At 66.4% G+C, this 22,590-nt stretch carries 20 protein-coding genes and 2 pseudogenes; 16 read left to right on the top strand and 6 right to left on the bottom strand.

Annotated elements, in window-relative coordinates:
• Window positions 1-12: 12 nt before the first annotated feature.
• Window positions 13-435 carry a 50S ribosomal protein L17 gene (gene rplQ, locus LRS08_RS00965; protein ID WP_257845295.1) on the top strand — a complete coding sequence of 141 codons (423 nt, stop codon included), beginning with the start codon at window positions 13-15 and terminating at the stop codon, window positions 433-435.
• Between the two features lie 152 nt (window positions 436-587).
• On the opposite strand, the gene LRS08_RS00960 is transcribed toward rplQ, so the two are convergent.
• A complete protein-coding gene (locus LRS08_RS00960; protein ID WP_257845296.1) occupies window positions 588-947 on the bottom strand; it encodes a hypothetical protein in 360 nt (119 codons plus the stop codon).
• A 582-nt stretch (window positions 948-1,529) separates the two neighbouring features.
• Between LRS08_RS00960 and LRS08_RS00955 the strand changes: the two genes are divergently transcribed.
• Both LRS08_RS00955 and LRS08_RS00950 read left to right on the top strand, forming a co-directional pair.
• Window positions 1,530-3,680, top strand: a complete 2,151-nt coding sequence (locus LRS08_RS00955) for a prolyl oligopeptidase family protein (RefSeq protein WP_257845297.1) — start codon at window positions 1,530-1,532, stop codon at window positions 3,678-3,680.
• A gap of 136 nt (window positions 3,681-3,816) precedes the next feature.
• Complete coding sequence (locus tag LRS08_RS00950; RefSeq protein ID WP_257845298.1) at window positions 3,817-3,975, top strand: hypothetical protein; 159 nt, start codon at window positions 3,817-3,819, stop codon at window positions 3,973-3,975.
• On the opposite strand, the gene LRS08_RS00945 is transcribed toward LRS08_RS00950, so the two are convergent.
• A complete protein-coding gene (locus LRS08_RS00945) occupies window positions 3,972-4,607 on the bottom strand; it encodes a peptidylprolyl isomerase (protein WP_257845299.1) in 636 nt (211 codons plus the stop codon). The two genes, LRS08_RS00950 and LRS08_RS00945, sit on opposite strands and share 4 nt — an antisense overlap.
• 164 nt (window positions 4,608-4,771) lie before the next feature.
• Here LRS08_RS00945 and trxB point away from each other — a divergent pair, with 164 nt between their 5' ends.
• Window positions 4,772-5,743, top strand: coding sequence for a thioredoxin-disulfide reductase (gene trxB / locus LRS08_RS00940; RefSeq protein ID WP_257845300.1), 972 nt, complete (start codon window positions 4,772-4,774; stop codon window positions 5,741-5,743).
• Window positions 5,744-6,047: 304 nt separating this feature from the next.
• Here the strand turns inward: trxB and LRS08_RS00935 are convergent, their stop codons facing one another.
• Window positions 6,048-7,082, bottom strand: coding sequence for a sensor histidine kinase (locus LRS08_RS00935; protein WP_260481227.1), 1,035 nt, complete (start codon window positions 7,080-7,082; stop codon window positions 6,048-6,050).
• Window positions 7,083-7,205: 123 nt separating this feature from the next.
• On the bottom strand, window positions 7,206-7,484 hold the full coding sequence (locus LRS08_RS19970; protein ID WP_312026640.1) for a hypothetical protein: 279 nt from the start codon (window positions 7,482-7,484) through the stop codon (window positions 7,206-7,208).
• Window positions 7,485-7,567: 83 nt separating this feature from the next.
• Here LRS08_RS19970 and LRS08_RS19965 point away from each other — a divergent pair, with 83 nt between their 5' ends.
• Entirely contained in the window at window positions 7,568-7,810 is a 243-nt protein-coding gene (locus tag LRS08_RS19965) for a hypothetical protein (RefSeq protein WP_312026639.1), read from the top strand.
• A 191-nt stretch (window positions 7,811-8,001) separates the two neighbouring features.
• Here LRS08_RS19965 and LRS08_RS00925 read toward each other — a convergent pair whose 3' ends face one another.
• On the bottom strand, window positions 8,002-8,658 hold the full coding sequence (locus LRS08_RS00925) for a hypothetical protein (RefSeq protein WP_257845302.1): 657 nt from the start codon (window positions 8,656-8,658) through the stop codon (window positions 8,002-8,004).
• A gap of 41 nt (window positions 8,659-8,699) precedes the next feature.
• Complete coding sequence (locus LRS08_RS00920) at window positions 8,700-8,972, bottom strand: acyl carrier protein (RefSeq protein ID WP_260481226.1); 273 nt, start codon at window positions 8,970-8,972, stop codon at window positions 8,700-8,702.
• Window positions 8,973-9,082: 110 nt separating this feature from the next.
• Between LRS08_RS00920 and LRS08_RS00915 the strand changes: the two are divergent.
• The 11 genes and pseudogenes from LRS08_RS00915 (at window position 9,083) to xrtA (ending at window position 22,532) form a co-directional block, all read left to right on the top strand.
• Window positions 9,083-10,593: pseudogene (locus LRS08_RS00915) on the top strand (acyl-CoA ligase (AMP-forming), exosortase A system-associated).
• Window positions 10,590-11,792, top strand: a complete 1,203-nt coding sequence (locus LRS08_RS00910; RefSeq protein WP_257845305.1) for a pyridoxal-dependent decarboxylase, exosortase A system-associated — start codon at window positions 10,590-10,592, stop codon at window positions 11,790-11,792. Before LRS08_RS00915 ends, LRS08_RS00910 begins: the two are co-directional and overlap by 4 nt.
• Before the next feature lie 131 nt (window positions 11,793-11,923).
• Window positions 11,924-12,568 (top strand): XrtA/PEP-CTERM system exopolysaccharide export protein, encoded by a 645-nt coding sequence (locus LRS08_RS00905; RefSeq protein WP_257845306.1) that lies wholly within the window; start codon window positions 11,924-11,926, stop codon window positions 12,566-12,568.
• 18 nt (window positions 12,569-12,586) lie between these two features.
• Entirely contained in the window at window positions 12,587-14,107 is a 1,521-nt protein-coding gene (locus tag LRS08_RS00900; RefSeq protein ID WP_260481225.1) for an XrtA system polysaccharide chain length determinant, read from the top strand.
• Between the two features lie 10 nt (window positions 14,108-14,117).
• Entirely contained in the window at window positions 14,118-15,101 is a 984-nt protein-coding gene (locus LRS08_RS00895; RefSeq protein ID WP_257845307.1) for an AAA family ATPase, read from the top strand.
• Window positions 15,102-15,136: 35 nt separating this feature from the next.
• Window positions 15,137-16,693, top strand: coding sequence for a hypothetical protein (locus tag LRS08_RS00890; protein WP_257845308.1), 1,557 nt, complete (start codon window positions 15,137-15,139; stop codon window positions 16,691-16,693).
• Between the two features lie 25 nt (window positions 16,694-16,718).
• The gene (locus LRS08_RS00885) at window positions 16,719-17,837 is read left to right on the top strand and encodes an AAA family ATPase (RefSeq protein WP_260481630.1); all 1,119 of its coding nucleotides are present in this window, start codon (window positions 16,719-16,721) and stop codon (window positions 17,835-17,837) included.
• A 2-nt stretch (window positions 17,838-17,839) separates the two neighbouring features.
• Window positions 17,840-18,709 carry an XrtA system polysaccharide deacetylase gene (locus LRS08_RS00880; RefSeq protein ID WP_260481224.1) on the top strand — a complete coding sequence of 290 codons (870 nt, stop codon included), beginning with the start codon at window positions 17,840-17,842 and terminating at the stop codon, window positions 18,707-18,709.
• Window positions 18,706-19,770 (top strand): annotated as a pseudogene (locus LRS08_RS00875) (FemAB family XrtA/PEP-CTERM system-associated protein); the annotation flags it as partial. The gene LRS08_RS00880 and the pseudogene LRS08_RS00875, both read left to right, overlap by 4 nt.
• A 9-nt stretch (window positions 19,771-19,779) precedes the next feature.
• Window positions 19,780-21,000: a TIGR03087 family PEP-CTERM/XrtA system glycosyltransferase gene (locus tag LRS08_RS00870; protein WP_257845310.1), complete on the top strand. Its 1,221-nt coding sequence runs from the start codon at window positions 19,780-19,782 to the stop codon at window positions 20,998-21,000.
• Window positions 21,001-21,017: 17 nt separating this feature from the next.
• The gene (gene xrtA, locus LRS08_RS00865) at window positions 21,018-22,532 is read left to right on the top strand and encodes an exosortase A (protein WP_257845531.1); all 1,515 of its coding nucleotides are present in this window, start codon (window positions 21,018-21,020) and stop codon (window positions 22,530-22,532) included.
• The last annotated feature ends 58 nt before the right edge of the window (window positions 22,533-22,590 follow it).

The raw sequence follows: 22,590 nt of genomic DNA, 5'->3' as shown, positions 1-22,590 counted from the left end.
AAGGAAATACCCATGCGCCATAAGTACGGCGGTCGTAAGCTTCAGCGTACCTCGGCTCATCGTCTTGCGCTGTTCCGCAACATGTCGGCTGCGCTGATCAAGCACGAGCAGATCACCACCACCGTCGCCAAGGCGAAGGAACTGCGTCCCTACGTCGAAAAGCTGGTCACGCTGGCGAAGAAGGGTGGTCTTTCGAACCGCCGTCTCGCCCATGCCCGTCTGCTCGACGATGCGCAGCTGGTGAAGCTGTTCGACGTGCTCGCGTCGCGCTACGCCGACCGCAACGGCGGCTACACCCGCATCATCAAGACCGGCCCGCGCGCTTCGGACGCGGCGCCGATGGCGATCATCGAATTCGTCGACCGCGACGTCTCGGCCAAGGGCCAGGACTCGGGTCCGGTGATGACCGACGAGGATTACGAAGACGCCGCCTGATCGGCGTTTTTCGTCAAGAGCTGGGGCGGTCGCACGACGGTGCGGCCGCCCCTTCTCTTTGTTAGCGCCTGCCTTCTTCTTAGCCCCTCCCGCTTGCGGGAGGGGTTGGGGAGGGTCTTCTTCTTCTTCTTCTTCTTGCACGTTGCCGAGGGCTACCGACACGTCCCCCGCAGCCCCCGCCCGTGAAAATACCGCACATCGCGCGGCAGAAACTGCGGAAACCGGCACGCGAACATGTGCAACCGCCGCGCCCCGGCAAAGATCGCGGGCGCGCTGCCCAGGGCCTTCACATCATAGCTGCCGACCTGTCCCTTGGCGCAGTCGAAATAGGTCGCGCGCTCCCGCGATGGCGGCCCGGTCACGCACATGAACACCACCAGCCGGTCGGTGCAGCGATTTTCGAGCGTTCCGATCGTCCCGCTGGCGGGCGGGACCGCGTGGATACACGCGCTGGCATCGGCGGCAGGATCGGCTTGCGGCGTCGTCGCGAGGATCAGGGCAGATAGGATCATCCCCGCCATCCTGCCATGCTCCGCCGCCCCAAGCTAATGTTGCGCCACCGTAAGAATCACTGAACTTTGGCGTGGCGTCCGACTTCCCATCTACCGCTTAACGGCAGAACCGACGGAAATCCGCCGATCGCCGGATTGGCACGCGCCCTGCAAACAATGTGGCGCAGGAGGTTCAGATGAAACGGACGAGCGGACATGGAGCAAGCAGCGCGGTGGCGATCGCCTTCGCGACCATCCCGCTGATGGTGATGAGCTGGGTCAGCTATGAAAGCGCGCTGATCGCCTTTGCCTGACGCGCGGGCTTCAAATGTTGGATTTCTTCTGATCTACGCTGGTCGATGATCCGATTCCCCACCTGGTCCGCTCTGTAAGGTTGTCGCGTAACTGTCGCGTCTTCGTCGCGCGACTGTCGCCCCAGTGTCGCGTCCGCGTTGTCAGTCTGGCGCGTCACGGTCGCAAACCCGTCGCGTCGCGGTGCAGTTGGTCGAAAACCCCCTCTTTTATGTCAGCATCGTCGGAACGCCCGCTTGACCCGGCACGGTGTAGCAATAGGGTAAGGCGCTTCCGTTTCAGGAGATACCAATGCGCCGCGCGTCGATTCTCGCCCTGCCGCTGTTGTTCGTTACCCCCATCGCCGCCGCCAGCCCGGAGTCCGCGCCGACCATGACCGCCCCGATCGCCTATCCCGACACCCGCCGCGTCGATGTCGTCGACGAGAGCTTCGGGGAGAAGGTCGCCGACCCATATCGCTGGCTCGAAAACGACGTCCGCAACGACAAGGAAGTGGCGGATTGGGTCGCGGCACAGAATAAGGTGACCGACGCCTATCTCGACACCTTGCCCGGCCGCGATGTGTTCAAGGCGCGGATCAAGCAGCTGTTCGATTACGAACGCTTCGGCGTCCCGACCCGCAAGGGCAATCGCTATTTCTACAGCCACAATAGCGGGCTTCAGAACCAGTCGGTGCTGTGGGTCCGCGATAGCCTCGACGCTCCGGGCCGCGTGCTGATCGACCCCAATGGCTGGGCCAAGGACGGCGCGACGGCGCTGTCCGAATGGGTGCCGTCGGAGGATGGCAAGCTGCTGGTCTATGGCATTCAGGACGGTGGGTCGGACTGGCGCACCGTCAAGGTGCTCGACGTCGCCACCGGCAAGACGCTGGACGACGAGGTCAAGTGGATCAAGTTCAGCAACCTTGCCTGGGCAAAGGACAATAGCGGCTTCTATTATTCGCGCTTCCCGGCGGTGAAGGAGGGCGAGACCTTCCAGGCGCTGAACGAGAATCAGGCGGTCTATTTCCACAAGCTCGGTACGTCGCAGGACGCCGACAAGCTGATCTACGCGACCCCCGAAACGCCCAAGCGCGGCCATTTCGCGCAGGTTACCGATGACGGCGGCTGGCTGGTCATCACCACGACCGAGGGGACCGACAACCGCTACGAGATCACGATCCTGAACCTCAAGGACCCTGCCGCCAGGCCGCGGACGATCGTCAAGGGGCTGGAGAATGAGTGGAGCCTCGCCGGCAATATCGGCAGCAAGTTCTTCTGGACCACCGACAAGGGCGCGTCGCGCAAGAAGGTGGTGACGATGGACGTCGCCGCGGCCAATCCGGTCGCGACCGACCTGATCCCCGAGGATGCGGCGACGATGGAGGGAGCCGGGATCGTCGGCGGCCAGCTGTTCGTCAGCTATCTGGTCGATGCCAAGGACGAGATGCGCCGCTATTCGCTCGACGGGAAATTGCTGGGCAAGGTCGCGACGCCCGGCATCGGCAGCGTCGCGGGCTTCACCGGCGATCCGGACGAGAACGAAGCCTTCTACGCCTTCACCAGCTTCAACATGCCGACCACCGTCTATCGCTACGACGTCAAGACCGGCAAGGCGACCGAATGGGCCAAGCCCAAGGTCGCGTTCGACCCGAGCAAATATGGCGTCGAGCAGCGCTTCTTCACCTCGAAGGACGGGACCAAGGTCCCGATGTTCGTGGTCAAGCGCAAGGACGTGACCGGTCCCGCACCGACGCTGCTCTGGGCCTATGGCGGGTTCAACATCAGTTATGGCCCGGCGTTCAGCGCCGCGCGGCTGGCGTGGATGGAGCAGGGCGGGGTGTTCGTCCTCGCCAACATCCGTGGCGGCGGCGAATATGGTAAGGCGTGGCACGACGGCGGGCGCCTCAAGAACAAGCAGAATGTGTTCGACGACTTCATCGCGGCGGGCGAGTATCTGATCGCTCAGGGGATCACCAAGAAGGACGGCCTTGCAATTCAGGGCGGATCGAACGGCGGCCTTCTGGTCGGCGCGGTGGTCAATCAGCGCCCGGATCTGTTCGCGGCGGCGATGCCGGCGGTCGGCGTGATGGACATGCTCCGCTTCGACCGCTGGACTGCCGGGCGGTACTGGGTCGACGACTATGGCTATCCGTCGAAGGAAGCCGACTGGAAGATCCTGCGCAGCTATTCTCCCTATCACAACATCGCGTCGGGCAAGACCTATCCCGCGATCCTCGCCACCACCGCCGATACCGACGACCGCGTGGTGCCGGGGCACACCTTCAAATACACCGCCGCGCTGCAGGCGGCGGATATCGGCCCCAAGCCGCACCTCGTCCGCATCGAGACCCGCGCCGGCCACGGTTCGGGCAAGCCGACCGACAAGGTGATCGAGGAAACCTCCGACCTCTGGGCCTTTGCGGCCAAGTGGACTGGGCTTGAGGTCAAGCCGGCCCAGTGATCGGGCACCCCGAAGCGCGGCCCAGGTCGCGCTTCGGGGTTAATGCCGACCCCCGTAGAGATCCCCATCGCACTTTCCCGATATGGCCGCTGCGGTCCCAACAAGGCAGTGTGGCAACATCCAGTGGAGAGTTGCCATGCCCTCTTATCGCGAGATCGCCGCCGCGGATGACCGCGAACTGATCGGGGTCGATCAAGTGGACGACGCCATGCCCGCCGGCGCGGGCTTCCTGATGGTCGTGTGCGGTTCACTCCTCTTCTGGCTGTTCGTCCTGATCCTGTTCAGCGCGTTCTAAGGCACGCGCGACACCTTCAAAATCTTGATCCTGGGGCTGAGCATCTGCCCCTTCATCACGCCTTCGCCCGCAGTGGGTGAGGTCGGGGCGTCGAGAATCTTCCACACCACATCCATCCCCTCGACCACCTTGCCGAACGCGGCATAGCCGAGATTGTCGCCGGGTTTCGACGGATCGGCATCGAGCGAGGGCTGATCCCCGACGCTGATCGTGAACTCGCCCCGCGCGGTGCCGGGAGCGAGGCGGGCGGTGCTGATCGCGCCATTTACGTGCTTCACCCCGGTCACCGTGGTCGGCTCATGCTTGATCGGCGGCAGTATGCGCTTGGGATCGTTGTCGATCCCGAACTGAATGAACCCGAATTTGTCGGCGACCTTGACCGTCCGATAAAAGGCGATGCCGTCGAGCCGCTTCTGATCGGCATAGCGCAGGAAATTGCGGGCGGTGATCGGCGCACGCTCGGTCTCCAGTTCCAGCACGATGCGCCCGAAGCTGGTGTCCAGCGCCACTTTCTGCGTTGCCGGTTTCGGCGCGGGCGTCGGTGTGGGAGTCGGTGCAGGCGCGGCGGTCTGCGCCAGTGCGGGGAACGGGAGCAGCAGGGCTGCGGCGAGCAGGGTGCGGCGGAGTGTCATGCCGCCAGTCTGCCCAGCCCGACGCGCGGCTTCAACCGGCTTTCGTCCACAACAGAATCGCTTTGCTGGCGGCGCGGCGTACACCACCCATGTTGCCATCGGCGGTGCCGACCCCCTAGATGCGGCACCGCCACCCCGTTCAGGGGCTGCAACAGGATTTGAGAATGACCGCCACCCACTCGACCCGCATGCTGATCCTCGGTTCCGGCCCCGCCGGCCTGTCCGCCGCCATCTATGGCGCGCGCGCCGGCCTTGCGCCGATCGTGGTGCAGGGCATCCAGCCCGGCGGACAGCTGATGACCACCACCGATGTCGAGAATTATCCCGGCTTTCGCGAGGTGATCCAGGGGCCGTGGCTGATGCAGGAGATGCAGGCCCAGGCCGAGCATGTCGGCGCGCAGATGATGTACGACACGATCGTCGAGGTCGATCTGACCAGCCGTCCGTTCCGCCTGATCGGCGACGGCGGCACCGTCTATTCGGGCGATACGTTGGTGATCGCGACGGGCGCGCAGGCCAAGTGGCTGGGCCTCGACAGCGAAGAGGCGATGAAGGGCAAGGGCGCGTCGGCCTGTGCGACCTGCGACGGATTTTTCTATCGCGGCAAGAAGGTCGCGGTGATCGGCGGCGGCAATACTGCGGTCGAAGAGGCGCTGTACCTGACCAACCACAGCCATGACGTCACGCTGATCCACCGCCGCGACACGCTGCGCGCCGAGAAGATCCTGCAGGAGCGGTTGTTCGCCAACCCCAAGGTCAAGACACTGTGGAACAAGGAAGTGGTGGAGTTCGTCGGCGGCGGCGACCCCGAGGGGCTGGTGGCGCTGAAGCTGCGCGACACCGTCACCGGCGAAGAGTCGAGCATAGATGTCGAGGGCGGCTTTGTCGCGATCGGCCATCACCCGGCGACCGAGCTGTTCCGTGGGCATCTGGAGCTGGACGCCGACAGCTATATCACCGTCGAAACGGGGACGACGCGCACCAGCGTGCCCGGCGTGTTCGCGTGCGGCGACGTGATGGACAAGGTCTATCGCCAGGCGATCACCGCGGCGGGCACCGGTTGTATGGCGGCGCTGGATGCTGAGCGCTTTCTGGCCGAGGCGGACTTCGAGGCGGTTGCGCACGTCGCGGCGTGACCCGGGGAAACTGACGAAGTTCAGGGCAACGCGGGCGATTCTGTCAGCATTGGGTGACGAAGCTGACAGAATAGGCGGGTTGTCACGCGCGAGCGCGCGCCTTCCTCGGCGATCCATGCAGGCTAGGGCGAGTCGGTGGCGCATCGATCAGTCTATGCGCGTTTCGACATGTTGTAGGAAAGCCCCACCATTCACCTCGTCGCCCCGGGCCTGACCTGGGGCCGGGCTGTCTCGTGCGGTTCACTGGGAAGCCCAGCTCCGGCTCAAGGCCGGGGCGACGATCGAGTTGGGGCAGCCTGCGCGGCTAGACCTTCCCCAGATGCGTGATCGCCACCCGCGTGCCGGGGGCGGTGTCCGTCACGATGACGGTGGCGTCGAGCTGGTTTGACAGCGCGTCGACGATGCCGGTGCCAAGGCCCGATTTCTTTGCTTCGCTGCCGGTGGGCATGCCGATGCCGTCGTCGGACACGGTGAGTTTCCACCCCGTCGGGCGACTCCAATATTCGACGGTGATGCAGCCGGGTGTGGTGCGGTCTGGGAAGGCGTGTTTGAGCGCGTTGATGACCAGTTCGGTGACGATCAGGCCGAGGCTGACCGATATGTCGGCGCTGGTGCTGCTGTCATCGACGATGACGTCGATTCGCGTCAGATTGTGGTCGAAGATCATCGATGCGCCGATGCTCTCGCACAGATCGTTGAGATAGGATCGCAGCTTGACGTCGCCCGGTGTGCCCACCGCCAACTGGCGCTGGAGTGTGGCGATCGACATGACGCGGTGGTGGGCGTCGTGGAGGTGCAGCCGCGCCTCGTCAGACTGGACGCGCCGGGCGCTCTGCATCAGCACGCTGGCGATGATCTGGAGGCTGTTCGCGACGCGGTGCTGTAACTCGCGGAGCAAGATGTCCTTTTCGCGCTCGGCATCCGCCTTTGCCTTCTTCGCCTGACGGATCGCGGTGACATCGAGCACCGCCAGCGCCATCTGGCGTTTGTCAGCACCATCATGTTCGAGCAGGTGTGCGTTCAGGATCAGGCATAAGGTCGGTCGGCCGATGCGGACCAGATCCATCTCATAGGCGTCGATCGCGGCACTGCCGGTCATCGTCGCACAGAGCAGCGAGCGAAGCTGTGGCGCGGCCCATTCACCATGGCCGAGCGCGGACAATTCCAGGCCCACGACCTGTGCCGGGTCGAGTTCGAAGGCGCTGCAGAAGGATCGGCTCGCGGCCTCGACGACCAAATCCTTGCCCAGCAAGAGCAGCGGCGTGGCGGACGAGATGACCAGCGCGATCCCCAGGCTGTTGGGGGTCGATGACGGTGACGGCGCGGAATCCATTGGCATGGCCCAAAAAGGCCGGAGGTTCGCGGTGAGCGATCCATCCCCGGGTAGCGACGTCCAGGCAATTGAAGAATGGGTAAAAGCTGCCCGCTGGCAGCATAGCACCCTTGGGAGAGGCACCCTAACTTATTCGGGCCGGAGTGCGGCGCGTACCTGATCGGTCAGCCATGCCTTGTCCTGCGGTCGCGCGAAGCTGTGGCTGTCGGTGGGGCAGGTGGTGAGGGTGTGGCGGGCGCGGGCGGGGGTGAAGGCTGCGCTCTTCCAGTGATCGGCGAAGGCGAGGGCGGTGTTGTCGCGTTCGGCGAGGAGGATCGTGACCGGGGCTTTTGCGACCGCCAGCGATGCCGCGAGGCGCGCGGGGAGGCTGGTCGGCGGCTGAGACTGTTTGGCGGATGCCTTGGCCAAGCCACTGAAAAGTTTACGGATATTGACGCCTCCGGTGAGCAGGCGAAGCAGTTCGCGGGGGTTTTTGAGCTTTTCGATATAGCGTGATCGGATTGCGGCGGCGGGGGGAGGTCGTTGCCGTCCGCGCCGGGTTCGATCGTCCAGGGGTTGGTGAGGATCAGCGCGTCGATGGGTGCACCGGCGTGGAAGAGGATCAGCGCGCTGGCGGCGTCGCAATTGCCGAAGGCGACGATGCGGGTGAGCTGGGGCACTTCACGTCGGAAGGCGGCGGCGGCTTCACAAATATCCTGCGCGGTGGATTCGAAGCTGTTGTTTTCGCCGGATGAATCGCCGATCCCGCGACGGTCGTAGCGGAATACCGGATGCCCCGATGCGGCGATGATGGCACCGAGTTCGGCCATGCCGCGATGTGCGCCGATGCGGATTTCATTGCCGCCCGAGACGATCAGCAGGCCGGTGGTGCCCGCGGCTTCGTCGAGCGTGGCGGCGAGGGTTTCGCCGGCGCATTGGAAGTGTGTCAGGCGACGCATGTGGCGATCCACTCTGCGATGTCGTCGGCGACGGCTTTCGCGAAGGCGGGGTCGTTATCGGGCTCGGCGCGGCGCCAGAGCGGGCTGCCGGGGAGCTTGGCGTCGGCGGGCTTGGCTTCGGTGGCGAGGCGGACCGTGCGGGTTTGCTCGAGTGACGGCGTGGCGTTGGTGAGCTGGGCGAGCAGCGCGGGATTGATGAGGTTGCCCGCGAGTTCGACCGGGTCGGTTGCGGTGTCGAGGCTGGTCGGGTCGAAGTTCTCGCCGGATTCGCGGGCCGAGGCCTGGCGGGCGCGGACGAGTTCGCGGCGCAGGTCTGCGCCGGTCATCGGGGAGAGGTGGTAGCGGGAGGTAACCTGCGCGTCGGCGTCGAGCAGGGCGCCGCTGCGGATGGCGAGGGTGAAGATGGGCGTGGCGAGGCTGGCGACTGCGGCGGCGAAGCCTGCGCCCAATTTGGCGAGATCGGTTTGGTGCGTTGGCGTCAGGCTCTCGCCTTGCCCTGGCAAGTCGGGCAGCGCCCCGGCAATGCCGCGCTCCGCCAGCGCGCGCAGGATGCTCACCGCAAAGGCGCGGGTGCGGTTGGCTTCTTCGAACAGGGGGAGCGCGACGACGACGACCGGGCCGGTGTCGGGGCCGAAGCGGAGCATCGCTTCGCGGCCCCCGGCCCAATCGTAGCTGGTCGCGCGGATCAGGTCAGCGCCTTGGACGCGGCGAACTGGACCAGCGCGCCGAAGGTTTCGAGCATGTCGCCATCGACTTCGTCGTCGTCGATGATGATGCCGAGGCGGTCTTCGATCTCGGTCAGCACGCCGGCGACCGCCATCGGATCGAGTTCGGGGAGCGCGCCGAACAAGGGCGTCGCCTCCGTAAAGGTCGCGGCGCGGGCGGCGTCGATGCCCAGCACGTCGCGCAATACGCCGCGCACAGCTTCTTCGACCTCATGATATCCGTCAGGCTGCACGGCCCCAAATCCCCGGTTGTTTTCGCGCCCGTTACCGGCTGGACGCCGCTATGCCAAGTAGGGTGGGAATAGACACTGTATCGTTAACCGATGCGGGATATGCAGACGCGATGGTTGAACTGGACCCGACGCCCTATCCGATCGACGCGCTGACGACGCGCGGTGCTCCCGACGCGGTTGCGCTGGAGGATCGCGCGGGGACGTTGAGCTATGCAGAGCTCGAGGCTGCTGTGGCGGCGCTGGCGCTGTGGTTACGGGCGCGGGGGCTGAACGCCGGGGATCGCGTCGCGACCTGGCTGCCCAAGACGCGCCATGCGTGCGTGATGCCGCTGGCGGCGGCGCGGGCGGGACTGGTGCATGTGCCGGTCAATCCGGTGCTCAAGCGCGCGCAGGTGGCGCATATCCTGGCCGATAGCGGGGCGCGGCTGTTGCTGACGCAAAGCGCGCGGGCGGGGACGCTGGAGGACGGCGATGTGCCCGAGGGGTGCCGCGTCGTGTTCGACGCCGATGCGCCGCTGGCGGGCGCGGGGCTGGACTACTCGAAGCGTGATCCGAATGCCTTGGCGGCGATCCTGTATACGTCGGGATCGACGGGGCGGCCCAAGGGGGTGATGCTGAGCCATGCGAACATGTGGCTCGGTGCGATCACCGTGGCGCATTATCTGAAGGTGACGCCTGAGGATCGCGTGCTGGGCGTGCTGCCGCTGAGCTTCGATTATGGGCAGAACCAGCTGCTGTCGACCTGGGCCGCGGGGGGCGGGTGATCCCGCTCGATTATCTGACCGCGCGCGACGTGATCAAGGCGGTGGACCGGCATGACGCCACCACGATTGCAGGGGTGCCGCCGCTGTGGACGCAGTTGCTGGAGGCGGAGTGGCCGGAGGCGGTGGCGGCGAAGCTGAAGCGGCTGACCAATTCGGGCGGGGCGCTGACCATTGGCATGGTGCGCGGGTTGCGGGCGCGGTTTCCTGGGGCAGCGCTGTTCCCGATGTATGGGCTGACCGAGGCGTTTCGGTCGACTTATCTCGACCCTTCGTTGGTCGATGCGCACCCGGAGTCGATGGGGCGGGCAATTCCGTTCGCGGAGATTCTGGTGGTGCGCCCCGATGGGACGCGCGCGGCACCGGGCGAGGCGGGGGAGCTAGTCCATGCCGGACCGCTGGTCGCTCAAGGCTATTGGCAGGATGCGGAGCGGACTGCGTTGCGGTTCAAGCCTGCGCCGGCGGGGTCCAGTTATGGCGGGATGGCGGTCTTTTCGGGGGATACGGTGGTCGAGGGCGCAGACGGGCTGCTGCGCTTTGTCGGGCGCGATGACGAGATGATCAAATCCTCGGGTAACCGGATCAGCCCGACCGAGGTCGAAGAGGCGGTGCTGGCCGGGGGCGAGGCGCGGGAGGCGGTAGCTTTGGGCGTTCCTGACGCGCGGCTGGGGCAGGCGGTGGTGGTGATCGCGGTGGCGCGGGGCGAGGCGGACGCGGCGGAGGCGGCGTTGCGCGAGCGGTTGCGGCGTGAATTGCCCGCCTTCATGCAGCCCACGCGCTATGTGTGGCGCGACGAACTGCCGCGCAATGCGAATGGGAAGCTCGACCGGAGCGGGTTGAAGGCGGAGATGCTGGCATGAAGCCGATGGGACCGATCCCGCCCTATTTTGCGGGGCAGAGCGGGGAGTTGCGGATCGCTGGGCGGTCGGCGGGCGACTGGGTGGCGCAGGCGGGGACGCCGCTGTTCGTCTATGACGCGTCAATCGTGCGCGAGCGGGTCGGGCAGCTGCGGGCGGCGTTGCCGGGTGCGGTCGAAATTCATTTTGCGATCAAGGCCAATCCGTTACCAGCGTTTCTGCAAGCAGTTTCTCCGCTGGTCGGCGGGCTGGATGTAGCGTCGGGAGGCGAGCTGGCCAAGGCGCTGGCGGTCAAGGATGCGAGTCACATCAGCTTCGCCGGACCGGGCAAGCGCGATGCGGAGCTGGAGGCTGCGATCGTTGCTGGGGCGACGCTGAACCTTGAGTCCGAGGGCGAGGCGGATCGCGCGCTGGCGATAGGTGACCGGTTGGGTGTGACGCCCAAGCTGGCGGTGCGGGTCAATCCGTCGTTCGAGCTCAAGGGTTCGGGCATGAAGATGGGCGGGCGACCGTCGCCGTTCGGGATCGACGCAGACCGCGTGCCGACGCTGGTGAAGCGATTGATCGCGGCGGGCGCGGACTGGCGCGGGTTCCATATCTTTGCCGGGTCGCAGGCGCTGGACAGCGACGCGATCTGCGAGACGCAGGCGGCGACGGCGGGGCTGGCGCGGGAACTGGCGGAGGCGGCGGGAGCGAAAGCACCGTTGGTCAATCTCGGCGGCGGGTTCGGCATCCCATATTTTTCGGGCGATACTGCCGTCGATATCGCGCTGGTCGGCGAACGGCTGGCGGATGTGCTGGAGCCGGATCAAGCCTATGCGATCGAGCTGGGGCGGTGGATCGCGGGCGAGTGCGGCGTGTATCTGACCCGGATAGTCGACCGAAAGGTCAGCGGGGACGAGATTTTCCTGATCTGTGACGGCGGACTCAATCACCAGCTCGCGGCGTCGGGGAATTTCGGCACAGTAGTGCGGCGCAATTACCCGATTGCGATTGCAGGGCGGATGGGCGCGGAGACAACCGAAACGGTTTCGGTGGTTGGCCCGCTCTGCACCCCGCTCGATCGACTTGGGGACAAGGTGGCGCTGCCGCCGGCGCAAGTGGGGGATGTGGTCGCGCTGTTCCTGGCCGGGGCCTATGGCGCGAGCGCCAGTCCCTCAGGGTTCCTGGGGCACGGCCCGGCGGCGGAAATCGTCGCCTGACGGTGACGCCACGCCGCCAGCGGCGTCGTTCCTAACAATATCTTTACCTCCCGCCGCCATAGCAAAGCGGTTGTTCGTGCACGTTGTCCCGGGACGCCGGGGCTGCACGGGCGTCAGGAGGTTCGAGAGTGATGCGTTTGGGGAACTCCGGAAAGAGCGTGGCGCTTCCGCTGATGATGGCGGCGGCGCTTTCGGGCTGTATGGGCGGTGGGAACCGTCCGGAGCTGCCCACGACAACCTTCGTCGCCAGCCGTGAGGGTCCGGGCGAGGAATATGTCATTGGCCCGCTCGATACGCTGCAGATCTTCGTGTGGCGCAACCAGGAATTGTCGGCTGAGGTGCAGGTCCGCCCGGATGGCCGCATCACCACGCCACTGGTGAGCGACATGCCGGCGGTCGGCAAGACCCCGGCGATGCTGGCCGACGACCTCAAATATGCGCTGGGCGAATATATCAAGGATCCGATCGTGTCGGTCGTGGTCAAGAGTTTCTCGGGCACGTTCAGCCAGCAGATCCGAATCGTGGGTGCGACCGAAAAGCCCGCGTCGCTGCCCTACCGCGCCAACATGACCCTGCTCGACGCGATGATCGCGGTCGGAGGGCTCAGCGAATTCGCCGCAGGCAATCGTGCGCGGCTGGTCCGTTACGACAAGGCAAGCGGGCGTCAGCGCGAATACAAGGTGCGCCTGTCCGACCTTCTCAAGAATGGCGACACCAGCGCGAATGTCCGGCTGGAGCCGGGCGACGTGATCATCATTCCCGAGAGCATGTTCTAACCAGACGGAGACCGCCCGGTGGGGGGATTGTGGGACGAGATCAGGACGGCACTTCACGGCGTGTGGCAACGCCGCTGGATTGCCATGGCCGTCGCCTGGGCAGTCTGCCTGGCGGGCTGGCTCGTCGTGTCGCAGATCCCGAACCAGTATGAGAGCCGCGCGCGCGTCTTCGTTCAGCTGCGTTCGATCCTGCCCGGTGAGGGCATCGCAACCCAGCAGGAACAGCAGAAGGATATCGACCGCGTCCGCACCACGCTGGCGAGTGCGACCAATCTGGAAAAGGTCGTGCGCGGCACCGACCTCGCCAACACCGTCGCAACCGACCGCGATGTCGCGGACCGGGTCGCGGGTTTGCAGAAGAAGATCAAGATTACTGCGCAGCAGGATAATCTGTTCGAGATCACCGCGACGGCGGACAGCGGCAAGTTGTCGCGCACGATCGTCCAGAAGCTGATCGACATCTTTGTCGAGGACAATCTGGGCACGATCCGCGACGAGGCGAGCCAGTCGCTCCAGTTTCTCGACCAACAGCTCGCCCAGCGTCAGAAGGCATTGCAGGAGGCGGAGGCCAAGAAGGCGGATTTCCAGACCCGCTATCTTGGCTCGCTGCCCGGGACCGGCACGCTTGCCGAGCGGCTGGCGGCGGCGCGTGCGCAACTGGCGCAGGTCAATCAGGAACTGGCGGCGGCGCAGAGCGGTCTAGCAGCAGTCAACGGTCAGATGGCGGGCACGTCAGCGACGGTCGCGGGCGTTGGCGGCGGCGGTGCCGTGGCCGGGCCGGCGCGGGCGCGGCTGTCTGCGATCCAGGGGCAGCTCGCCGAAGCGCGCGCGCGGCTTTACCGACAATCACCCCGACGTCATCGCGCTCAAGAGCCAGTTGTCGGCGGCGCAGAGCGCGGCGCGACGCGAGCCGGTCTATTCGGGCGGCGGCGGGGGGCGAGCGCCAACCCGCTCTACCTGAGCCTGCGCGCGATGCAGGCCGACAAGTCGGCGCAGGTTGCCGCGCTGACCAATCGCAAGGCGCAGATCGAGGCGGACATGGCCGCGATCGACCAAAAGATCGCTGGCGACCCCGCCGCAGCGCAAGAACAGGCCGAGATCGACCGCAACTATCAGGTGATGAAGGCCGCCTATGACAAGCTGCTCGCCGATCGCGAGCAGGTGAAATTGCGCAGCCAGGCTGCAGGCCAGGCCGATGCGGTCAAGTTCAACGTGATCGATCCGCCGACTGCGCCGCGTTCGCCGACCGCGCCCAACCGGCCGCTGTTGCTGACCGGCGTGCTGATCGTCGGACTAGGCGCCGGCGTTGCCGTCGCGTTCGGCCTCAGCCAGTTGGCGGGCACGTTCCCGACCACCGCGCGGCTCGAGAAGATGAGCGGGATGCCGGTGATCGGTTCGATCGGCGAAGTCGTGACCGGGGCGCAGACCGCATTGCGCCGGAAGCGATTCCAGATGTTTGCAGCGGCGTCCGCAGGATTGGTCGTCGCATGGGTAGCGCTGCTGGGGCTTGAAATGCTCCAGCGCGGCATGAGCGCGTGAGGGGCAGGCCATGAACGACCAGACCCCAAAACGCCTTGGCGGATCGCTGGTGGAACGGGCCGCGGCGCACCAGGCGCACGTCCAGCGCCAGGCGGCGCAGCAGGTCGCTCCTGTGCATGCGCCCGCGACGAAGCCGCGCCACGACATTCCCGTATTCGGTGCGGTCGAGGCGCCGCGTGCGCCGCTGGTGCGTCCTGCGGTGGCACCCGTCGCTCAGCCCGATCAGCAGGCTGGCGCGCGGCGTCGCGTCGCGATCGACCGGCGGAAGTTGGCCGACCACGGGATGCTGGTGCCGGGTGCGACGGTGACCGCGCTGGCCGAGGAATTCCGGCTGGCGAAGCGCCAGTTGCTGACCACCGCGCGCCAGATCCGTGCGACGGGCGGCGAGGGTGCCGACGACCGGTCGCGGATGATCCTGGTCTGCTCGGCCAAGCCGAACGACGGCAAGACGTTTTGCGCGATCAACCTGGCGCTTTCGATGGCCGCAGAGAAGGATGTCGAAATCCTGCTGGTCGATGCGGATTTCGCCAAGCCCGACGTGCTCCAGCGACTCGGCGCACCCGACGGCCCCGGCCTGCTCGACGCGCTGTCAGGTGCGGTGTCGAACGTCGAGGACTGCATCATCGACACCGATGTGCCGCAGCTGTCGGTGCTACCGGCCGGTACGCGCAGCGTCGCCGATACCGAATTGCTCGCCAGTGCGCGGGCGCATGCAATCCTCGACGGGCTGGCGGCGGCCAATCCGCGCCGGATCGTGATCTTCGATTCGCCCCCGATTCTTGCCGCATCGCCGGCCAGCGCGCTCGCCAGCCATGTCGGGCAGGTGATGCTGGTGGTCCGCGCCGACCGCACGCGCGAGAGCGAGCTGCGCGACGCGGTCGGGCTGCTCGACGGGTGCGACCATATCCAGTTGTTGCTCAACAGTGTTTCCATCCAGCCCAATGGCCGCCGCTTCGGGAGTTACGGCGCCTATTACGGGGAAGCCGACCAATGAGGTTGTTCGCTGCGGCCATTGCCGTCACCGCCCTGATGTCCGCGCCCGCAATGGCGAAGGACAAGCGCAAGCAGATCACCCCCTATGTCGATGCGGGGCAGGTGCTGGTCGCTGACCTGTCGGGCGGGGGCGAGGTGCTGACCTATTCCACCATCGGCGCGGGGGTCGATGCGTCGATCCAGACTCGCCGGGTCGAGGTGCAGCTTTCGTACAAATATGAGCGCCGCTTAGATTACCAGAAGAATCTTGCGGATCAGGACACCCATAGCGGCCTTGCGCGCGCCGCGGTGAAGGTCGCGCCGGGCTTTACCGTTGAGGGCGGTGCGCTGGCGACGCGCGCGCGCAGCGACATGCGCGGCGATGCGCCGACCAATCTGGCGGGCAATGTCCGCAACACGGCCCAGGTCTATTCGGTCTATGGGGGGCCGACGTTCCACACCGGCAACGGCCCGGCGAGCCTCAGCGCTGCCTATCGTTTCGGCTATACCAAGGTCGAGGCGCCCTCGATCTCGTCGATCGATCCCGCCGCGCCGCCGGTCGACGTGTTCGACAGCGCCACCAACCATCTGGCGCAGGTGCGCGCCGGGGTGAAGGCGGGGACGATCCTGCCCGTGGGCCTGAGCGTTGCCGGCGCGTGGCAGCGCGAGGGGATGAGCCAACTCGACCAGAAGTTCGACGGCAAATATGGCCGCGCCGACGCGGTGCTGCCGATCGGTCGGGGACTCGCGGTCGTCGGTGGCGTCGGTTACGAGAAAATCGAGATCACCCAGAAGGACGCGCTGCGCGACGGGACCGGCGCGATCGTGCGCGACGGCGCAGGGCGATTCGTCACCGATCCGGCATCGCCGCCGCGCATCGCTTATGAGATCGAAGGGATCTTCTGGGACGCGGGCGTGATCTACAAGCCCAACGCCCGGCTGATGCTGGAGGCGCGGGCGGGCCGTCGGTACGATTCGATGAGCTATACCGGATCGCTCCAGTGGCAAATTTCGCGGCGCTCCGGGTTGCAGGTCGGCGTGTATGATTCGGTCCAGAGCTTTGGCCGCCAGCTGGCGAGCGACCTTGCGGCGCTGCCGACCAGCTTCAACATTCCGACCGACGCGTTCGGCGACCAGTTTGACGGCTGCATCTTTGGCGACAGCGGCACCGCGGCGGGCGGATGCCTGACCAACACGCTCGGCTCGGTCGCCAGCGCCAACTATCGCGCACGCGGCGTGACGGGCGTGCTGGCGATGAACGCCGGTCGCACGACGCTGGGCTTCGGCGCGGGCTATGCCAACCGGACCTATCTGGTCCCTGCGGGTAGTTCGGTGCTGGCCGGCAGCAGCGACGACACCTATTATGCCCAGCTGTTCGCCGCACGCGCGTTGAGCGCCAGGTCCGGGGTCAACGGCAACATGTTCATCAACTATTACAAGAGCGGCATCGCCGGCGCGCCGGGCGTGATGGGCGGAGGCGCGGCCGGCTCCTACTATCATAATTTCGGCCCGCTGAGCGCGGTCGCCTCGCTCGGGATCTCCACCTTCGAAGTCGAAGGGGAGGGAAGCAACACCCAGGCGCAGGCGCAGCTCGGCCTTCGCTACGGTTTCTGAAGGTTTTTGGTCCAGGGATGGCATGATGTACGACGACCATTATGGACTGAGCGGGAGGCCGTTCCAGCTGACGCCGGATCCGGCCTTCTGGTTCGATACCGTCACGCATAAAAAGGCGATGGCCTATCTCGGCTATGGCCTGAGCCAGGGCGAAGGATTCATCGTCATCACCGGTGCGCCCGGTGCAGGCAAGACGACGTTGGTCGGTCACCTGATGGAGACGATCGACCCCGAGCGGCTGCACGTCATCAAGATCGTCACGACCCAGATCGAGGCCGAAGACCTGTTGCAGATGGTTGCGGCAGGGCTGAACATCGATGCGACCCACCTGACCAAGGCGCAGATGCTCGCGGGAATCGAGAAGCAGCTTCACGCCGTGGCGCGGCAGGGGCGGCGGACGCTGCTGATCGTCGACGAGGCACAGGCGCTGCCGCTGGAGAGCCTGGAAGAGCTGCGCATGCTCTCCAATTTCCAGGCGGGCGGCTATCCGCTGCTGCAGATCTTCCTGCTCGGCCAGCCCGAGTTTCGCGGGCGACTGTCGGATCCGCGGCTCGACCAGCTGCGCCAGCGCGTGATCGCGATGCACCAGCTCGACCCGATGGGCGCGGACGAGCTCGAGCCCTATCTGATCCACCGCCTGTCCTGCGTCGGGTGGCGGGGCAAGCCGCGCTTCACCAACGATGCGGTCGCGGCGATGTATCGCTGGTCGGGCGGGATTCCGCGCAAGGTCAATCTGCTCGCAGGCCGGGTGCTGCTGCTCGGCGCGATCGAGGAAATTACCAGCTTTACCGGCGCCGATGTCGAGGCGGTGATCGCCGATCTGGAGGGCGATCTGTCCGGGGCGCTGCCACCTTCGGCTCCGGCGCGCCCGGCACCGCCACCGGCACCCGCTCCGGTTCCGGCACCGCCCGAAGCCGCACAGGCCGCGCGGGAGGCGTTGCGGCGCGAGGTTTCCGCTCCGGCGGCTCCTGCGGCTGCACCGGCGTCAGCTCCTGTGGTCGACCCCGAGATGGCGGCGCAGCTCGCGCGGCTCGAGGCACGGCTTGAGGAACAGGATGCGGCGCTGCGTCGCGTGCTGACGCTGATGGTCGATTTCATCGAGGTCGAGGATGCTCGACCGACGCGGCGGGGAGCCGCTGCCTGACGATGGTCGCCAACGCCCTTTCGGTCGATGTCGAGGACTGGTTCCAGGTCGGCGCGTTCGAGACGGTGATCGCGCGCGACGACTGGGCGTCGCTGGAGCATCGTGTCGAGGCGAATACCGACAAGGTGTTGGCGCTGTTCGGCGAGGGCGGGGTCAAGGCGACATTCTTTACGCTCGGCTGGGTGGCCGAGCGCTATCCCGCGCTGATGCGGCGGATCGCCGATGCGGGGCATGAGGTCGCCAGCCATGGCTGGGACCATCAACGCGTCTTCACCATGGGGCCGGAACAGTTTCGCGCCGATATCAACCGCGCGCGCGCGGTGCTGGAGGATGCGACCGGACAGAAGGTGAGCGGATATCGCGCGCCGAGCTTCTCTATCGATGTCCGCACCCCCTGGGCGCATCAGGTGCTGGCAGAGGAAGGCTATGCCTATTCGTCGAGCGTCGCGCCGATCGGCCATGACCATTATGGCTGGGCCGATGCGCCGCGCCGGGCATATCGTCCGGTGGCGGGGAGCGAGCTGGTCGAGCTGCCGGTGACCACCGCGCGGTTCTTGGGGCGGGAGGTGACGACCGGGGGCGGGTTTTTCCGACTGTTGCCCAGCAGCGTCGTGCAGGGCGCGATCCGCGCGATGAATGCGCAGGGGCAGCCGGCGATCTTCTACTTCCATCCCTGGGAGGTCGATCCGGGCCAGCCGCGTGTGGAGAACGCGCCGCTCAAGTCGAAGCTGCGGCACTACAGCCGGCTGGGGGCGATGGCGGGGAAATTGCAGGCGCTGTTCGCGGCGCATCGCTGGGACCGCACCGATCGGGTGGCGGCGGCGGAGGCGGCATTGCTGGATAGCGTGCCGGTGCTGGAGGCGGCGGCGTGAACGCGCCGATCCAGCTGCGCCCGCTGACGCTGCGCGTTGCCGACCTGAGCGACACGATCGATCGTGCGCGGATCGGTGCCTATGTCCATGAGCATCCCGATGCGACGCCCTTTCACCTGCCCGCATGGAGCGCGGCGGTGGCCAAGGGGTGCGGGCAGCGCAACCATTATCTGATTGCCGAGCGCGGCGAGTTCGGGATCGTCGGGGTAATGCCGCTGACCGAGCTCCATTCACCCTTGTTCGGGCGAGTGCTGGCGTCGGCGGGATTCGGCGTGGGCGGGGGTATCCTTGCCGACAAGCCTGCAGTTGCGGAGGCGCTGGCGGGCGAATGCTGGGCGTTGGCGCAGCAGTTGAGCTGCCCGAGCGTCGAGGTCCGCGGCGGGCCGCGGCCTGGGCCGGAATGGACCGTCGACGACAGCCACTATCTGGGGTTCGTCCGCCCGCTCGCCGAGGATGACGATGCCGAACTGCTCGCCATCCCGCGCAAGCAGCGCGCCGAGGTGCGCAAGGCACTCGACACCGAGCTCGACGTCACGATCGGCAGCAATCCCGTCGATGTAGCCGCGCACTATGCAGTCTATGCCGAAAGCGTGCGCAATCTGGGTACCCCCGTTTTTCCGCGTGCGCTGTTCACGGAAGTGTTGCAGGAATTTGGTAGCGCCGCCGACGTGCTGGTGGTGCGGCGTGGGGGTAAGGCAGTGTCCGCTGTGTTGAGTCTATACTGGCGGCGGACGGTGTTTCCCTATTGGGGCGGCGGCACGGCGGAGGCGCGTCGGTTGCGCGCCAATGATCGCATGTATTTCGAGCTGATGCGCCATGCGCGTGAGCGCGGTTGTACCCGGTTCGATTTCGGCCGGTCGAAGGTCGGCACGGGCGCGGCGGCGTTCAAGAAGAATTGGGGATTCGAGCCGCAGCCGCTGACCTATTATGACCGCGTGGCGGAGGGTGCGGTGATCCGCGACGCCAATCCGCTGAATCCCAAATACCGGCTGCAGGTCGCAGTCTGGAGCAAGCTGCCGCTCGCCATCGCCAACCGCGTCGGGCCGTGGATTTCGCGGGGGGCTCGGCTGATGGGCGATATTCTGTTCCTGGCGCATCGCGTGCCGTTCCCGCCCGACCGCGGCGACAAGATTCGCGCGTTCAACATCATCCGCTATCTGAGCGAGCGCAAGCGCGTGCATCTGGTGGCGTTCGCCGATGACCCTGCGGACCTCAAGCGCAAGTCGGGCCTCGCCAAGCTTACGGGCAACCGCCAGATCGTGTGGCGCAGCAAGCCGCAGGCGCTGGCGGGGATGCAGTCGCTGCTCTCGCACCGCCCGGTATCGCTGACCGCGTTCGACAATGCGGAGGTGCATCGCGCGGTGGAGTCGATGCTCGCGCGGCACGCGATCGACACGATCTACGTCTTCTCCAGCCAGATGGCGCAATATGTCCCGCTGCGTCCGCGCCAGAAGGTCATCATGGATTTCGTCGACATGGATTCGGCGAAGTTCGCAAGTTACGGCGAGACCAGCCGCGGCTTTACCGGATGGATGATGCGGCGCGAGGCGCGGCTGCTCGGCGCGCATGAACGGGCAATTGCCGCGCGCGCCGACGCCAGTCTGTTCGTCAGCGCCGAAGAAGCACAATTGTTCGAGCAACGCACGGGTGCCGACCGTGTCCATGCGGTGGGCAACGGCATCGACACCGGCATTTTCGACCCCGGCGCGCAGTTCAAGCGCATCGACACGATGGGCGAGCTGATCGTGTTTACCGGCCAGATGGATTACCGCCCGAATATCGAAGGCGTGACCTGGTTCGTCGAGACGATCCTGCCGCATATCCGTCTGCGCCACCCCAATGCGCGTTTTGCCATTGTCGGGCGCAAGCCGACCGATGCGGTCAAGGCGCTGACCAAGCACAAGGGCGTGATGGTGACCGGCGAGGTCGCCGATGTCCGCCCCTGGCTACACGCGGCATCGGTGGTGGTCGCGCCGCTCAAGCTGGCGCGCGGCATCCAGAACAAGGTGCTGGAGGCGATGGCGATGGCGCGGCCGGTGGTCGCTTCGGGTGCCGCCGCGACCGGCATCGACCATGGCGGCACGATCGAGGTCGGTGAGACGGTGGGCGAGATCGCCGACGCGGTGACCCGCATCCTGTCCGATCCGGCGACGGGCACGGCATTCGGCGCGCTCGCGCGGCAGCGGGTGATCGACCATTATAGCTGGGACGCGCGGCTGGCGGTGCTCGACGAGATCATGGGGCTGCGCGGCCGCAATGACAGGCGGCTGGAACGCCCGGCGGCGGCGTGACCGTGGCGAGCGCGGCGATGTCAGTGGCGGCGACGCACCTGTTGGATGCCCGTTGGCAGCGTCATGGCGCGATGCTGGCGGGCGTCTGGGCGGTGCTGCTGCTGCTGTTCCGGGGCGATGTCAGTGACCTGACTGCGATCTACTGGACCAACACGACGTTCGGTCATTGCCTGTTCGTCGCGCCAGTCGTGGCGTGGCTGGTGTGGCAGCGGCGGGTCGATCTGACCAAGGTGCCGCCTGTAGCCTGGTGGCCGGGGCTGGTTGTCGTCGCTGGTGGCGCGGGCGCGTGGCTGCTGGGCGATGCGGCGGGAGTCGCGCTGTTCCGGCATCTCGGGCTGGTGGCGATGATGCAGGGCGCGGTGGTCGCGTTGCTTGGCCCGAATGTGGTGCGCGCGCTGGCGTTTCCGCTGGCATATATGATTTTTCTGGTGCCGTTCGGCGAGGGGCTGGAAAAGCCGCTCCAGGATCTGACCGTTGCGATCCTGGTGCCGCTGCTCGACCTGTTCGGTGTGCCGGCGCATGTCGATGGTGTGCTGATTACCACCCCCAATGGCTATTTCGAGGTGGCCGAGGCGTGTTCGGGCGCGAAGTTCGTGATCGCGATGATCGCGTACGGGGCGCTGGTGGCGAATGTTTGCTACACGCGCTGGACCCGGCGCGTGGCGTTCATGGCCGTGGCCCTGATCGTGCCGATCATCGCCAACGGATTTCGCGCGTTCGGAACGGTCTATGCCGCCTATCTGACGTCGGTCGAGGCGGCGACGGGGTTCGACCACATCCTCTATGGCTGGGTGTTCTTCGGCGCGGTGATGGCCGGCGTGCTGGCGATCGGGTGGAAATGGTTCGACCGCGACCCCGATGCGCCGTGGTTCGATCCCGCCAAGTTGCAGGCGCGCTGGCCGGGGACGGCGCAGATGCCGGCGGTGGTGGCGCTGGTGGCGCTCACAGTGGTGAGCCTGTTCATGGCGTGGGCGGCGGTGATCGCGGCGCGGGCCGATACGCTGCCTGCCAAGGTTGCCGCCCCACAGGTCGCAGGGTGGACGCAAGTACCGCTGAGCAGCCGCGCGGTGTGGAAGCCCAATTTCCCCGGCGCCGATCATTTCGTGATGACGCGCTATTCGGACGGGATGGGCGCGCAGGTCGATCTGGTGCTGGCGGTCTATGCCAGCCAGCGCGAGGGGAAGGAACTGGTCGGATTTGGCCAGGGCGCAATCCGCGAGAATGACAGCTGGGTGCGGATCGAGGATCTGCCGACGCTGGAGGGTGGGAGCGCGCTGCGGATGACCGCACCCGGGCCGGTCGAGCGTGAGGTCGTGACCTGGTATCGCGTCGGCGATGCTGTGACAGGCAGCCCGTCGCGGGTGAAGGCCGAGACGCTGAAGGCCAAGCTGCTCGGCGGGCGGCACCGTGCGGTCGCGGTGATGGTGTCGGCGGAGAAGGGCGAACTGCCGACACGCGCGGCGATCAAGCGGTTTCTGGGCGCGATGCCGCCGGTGGACGTGCTGGCGGATCGGGCGGCGGGAGTCGATTGAGCGGCGAATTGCGCGCGTGAGGCTTGCGCCCCATCGTCATCCCCGCGAAAGCCGTGCA

Origin of the sequence: Sphingomonas sp. J315, assembly GCF_024666595.1 — a bacterium.
Taxonomy (GTDB): domain Bacteria; phylum Pseudomonadota; class Alphaproteobacteria; order Sphingomonadales; family Sphingomonadaceae; genus Sphingomonas.
The sequence above is the reverse complement of the archived record's forward strand: the minus strand, read 5'-3'. Positions and strand labels throughout refer to the sequence as shown.

Coding starts and splice junctions, on each gene's coding strand:
- LRS08_RS00935 (WP_260481227.1), bottom strand. CDS start 7,082: ATGCCAATGGATTCCGCGCCGTCACCGTCATCGACCCCCAACAGCCTG.
- LRS08_RS00885 (WP_260481630.1), top strand. CDS start 16,719: ATGTACGACGACCATTATGGACTGAGCGGGAGGCCGTTCCAGCTGACG.
- LRS08_RS00955 (WP_257845297.1), top strand. CDS start 1,530: ATGCGCCGCGCGTCGATTCTCGCCCTGCCGCTGTTGTTCGTTACCCCC.
- LRS08_RS00890 (WP_257845308.1), top strand. CDS start 15,137: ATGTCCGCGCCCGCAATGGCGAAGGACAAGCGCAAGCAGATCACCCCC.
- LRS08_RS00895 (WP_257845307.1), top strand. CDS start 14,118: ATGAACGACCAGACCCCAAAACGCCTTGGCGGATCGCTGGTGGAACGG.
- xrtA (WP_257845531.1), top strand. CDS start 21,018: ATGTCAGTGGCGGCGACGCACCTGTTGGATGCCCGTTGGCAGCGTCAT.
- LRS08_RS00950 (WP_257845298.1), top strand. CDS start 3,817: ATGCCCTCTTATCGCGAGATCGCCGCCGCGGATGACCGCGAACTGATC.
- LRS08_RS00925 (WP_257845302.1), bottom strand. CDS start 8,658: ATGCTCCGCTTCGGCCCCGACACCGGCCCGGTCGTCGTCGTCGCGCTC.
- LRS08_RS00905 (WP_257845306.1), top strand. CDS start 11,924: ATGCGTTTGGGGAACTCCGGAAAGAGCGTGGCGCTTCCGCTGATGATG.
- LRS08_RS00960 (WP_257845296.1), bottom strand. CDS start 947: ATGATCCTATCTGCCCTGATCCTCGCGACGACGCCGCAAGCCGATCCT.
- LRS08_RS00945 (WP_257845299.1), bottom strand. CDS start 4,607: ATGACACTCCGCCGCACCCTGCTCGCCGCAGCCCTGCTGCTCCCGTTC.
- trxB (WP_257845300.1), top strand. CDS start 4,772: ATGACCGCCACCCACTCGACCCGCATGCTGATCCTCGGTTCCGGCCCC.
- LRS08_RS00910 (WP_257845305.1), top strand. CDS start 10,590: ATGAAGCCGATGGGACCGATCCCGCCCTATTTTGCGGGGCAGAGCGGG.
- LRS08_RS00880 (WP_260481224.1), top strand. CDS start 17,840: ATGGTCGCCAACGCCCTTTCGGTCGATGTCGAGGACTGGTTCCAGGTC.
- rplQ (WP_257845295.1), top strand. CDS start 13: ATGCGCCATAAGTACGGCGGTCGTAAGCTTCAGCGTACCTCGGCTCAT.
- LRS08_RS00870 (WP_257845310.1), top strand. CDS start 19,780: ATGGGCGATATTCTGTTCCTGGCGCATCGCGTGCCGTTCCCGCCCGAC.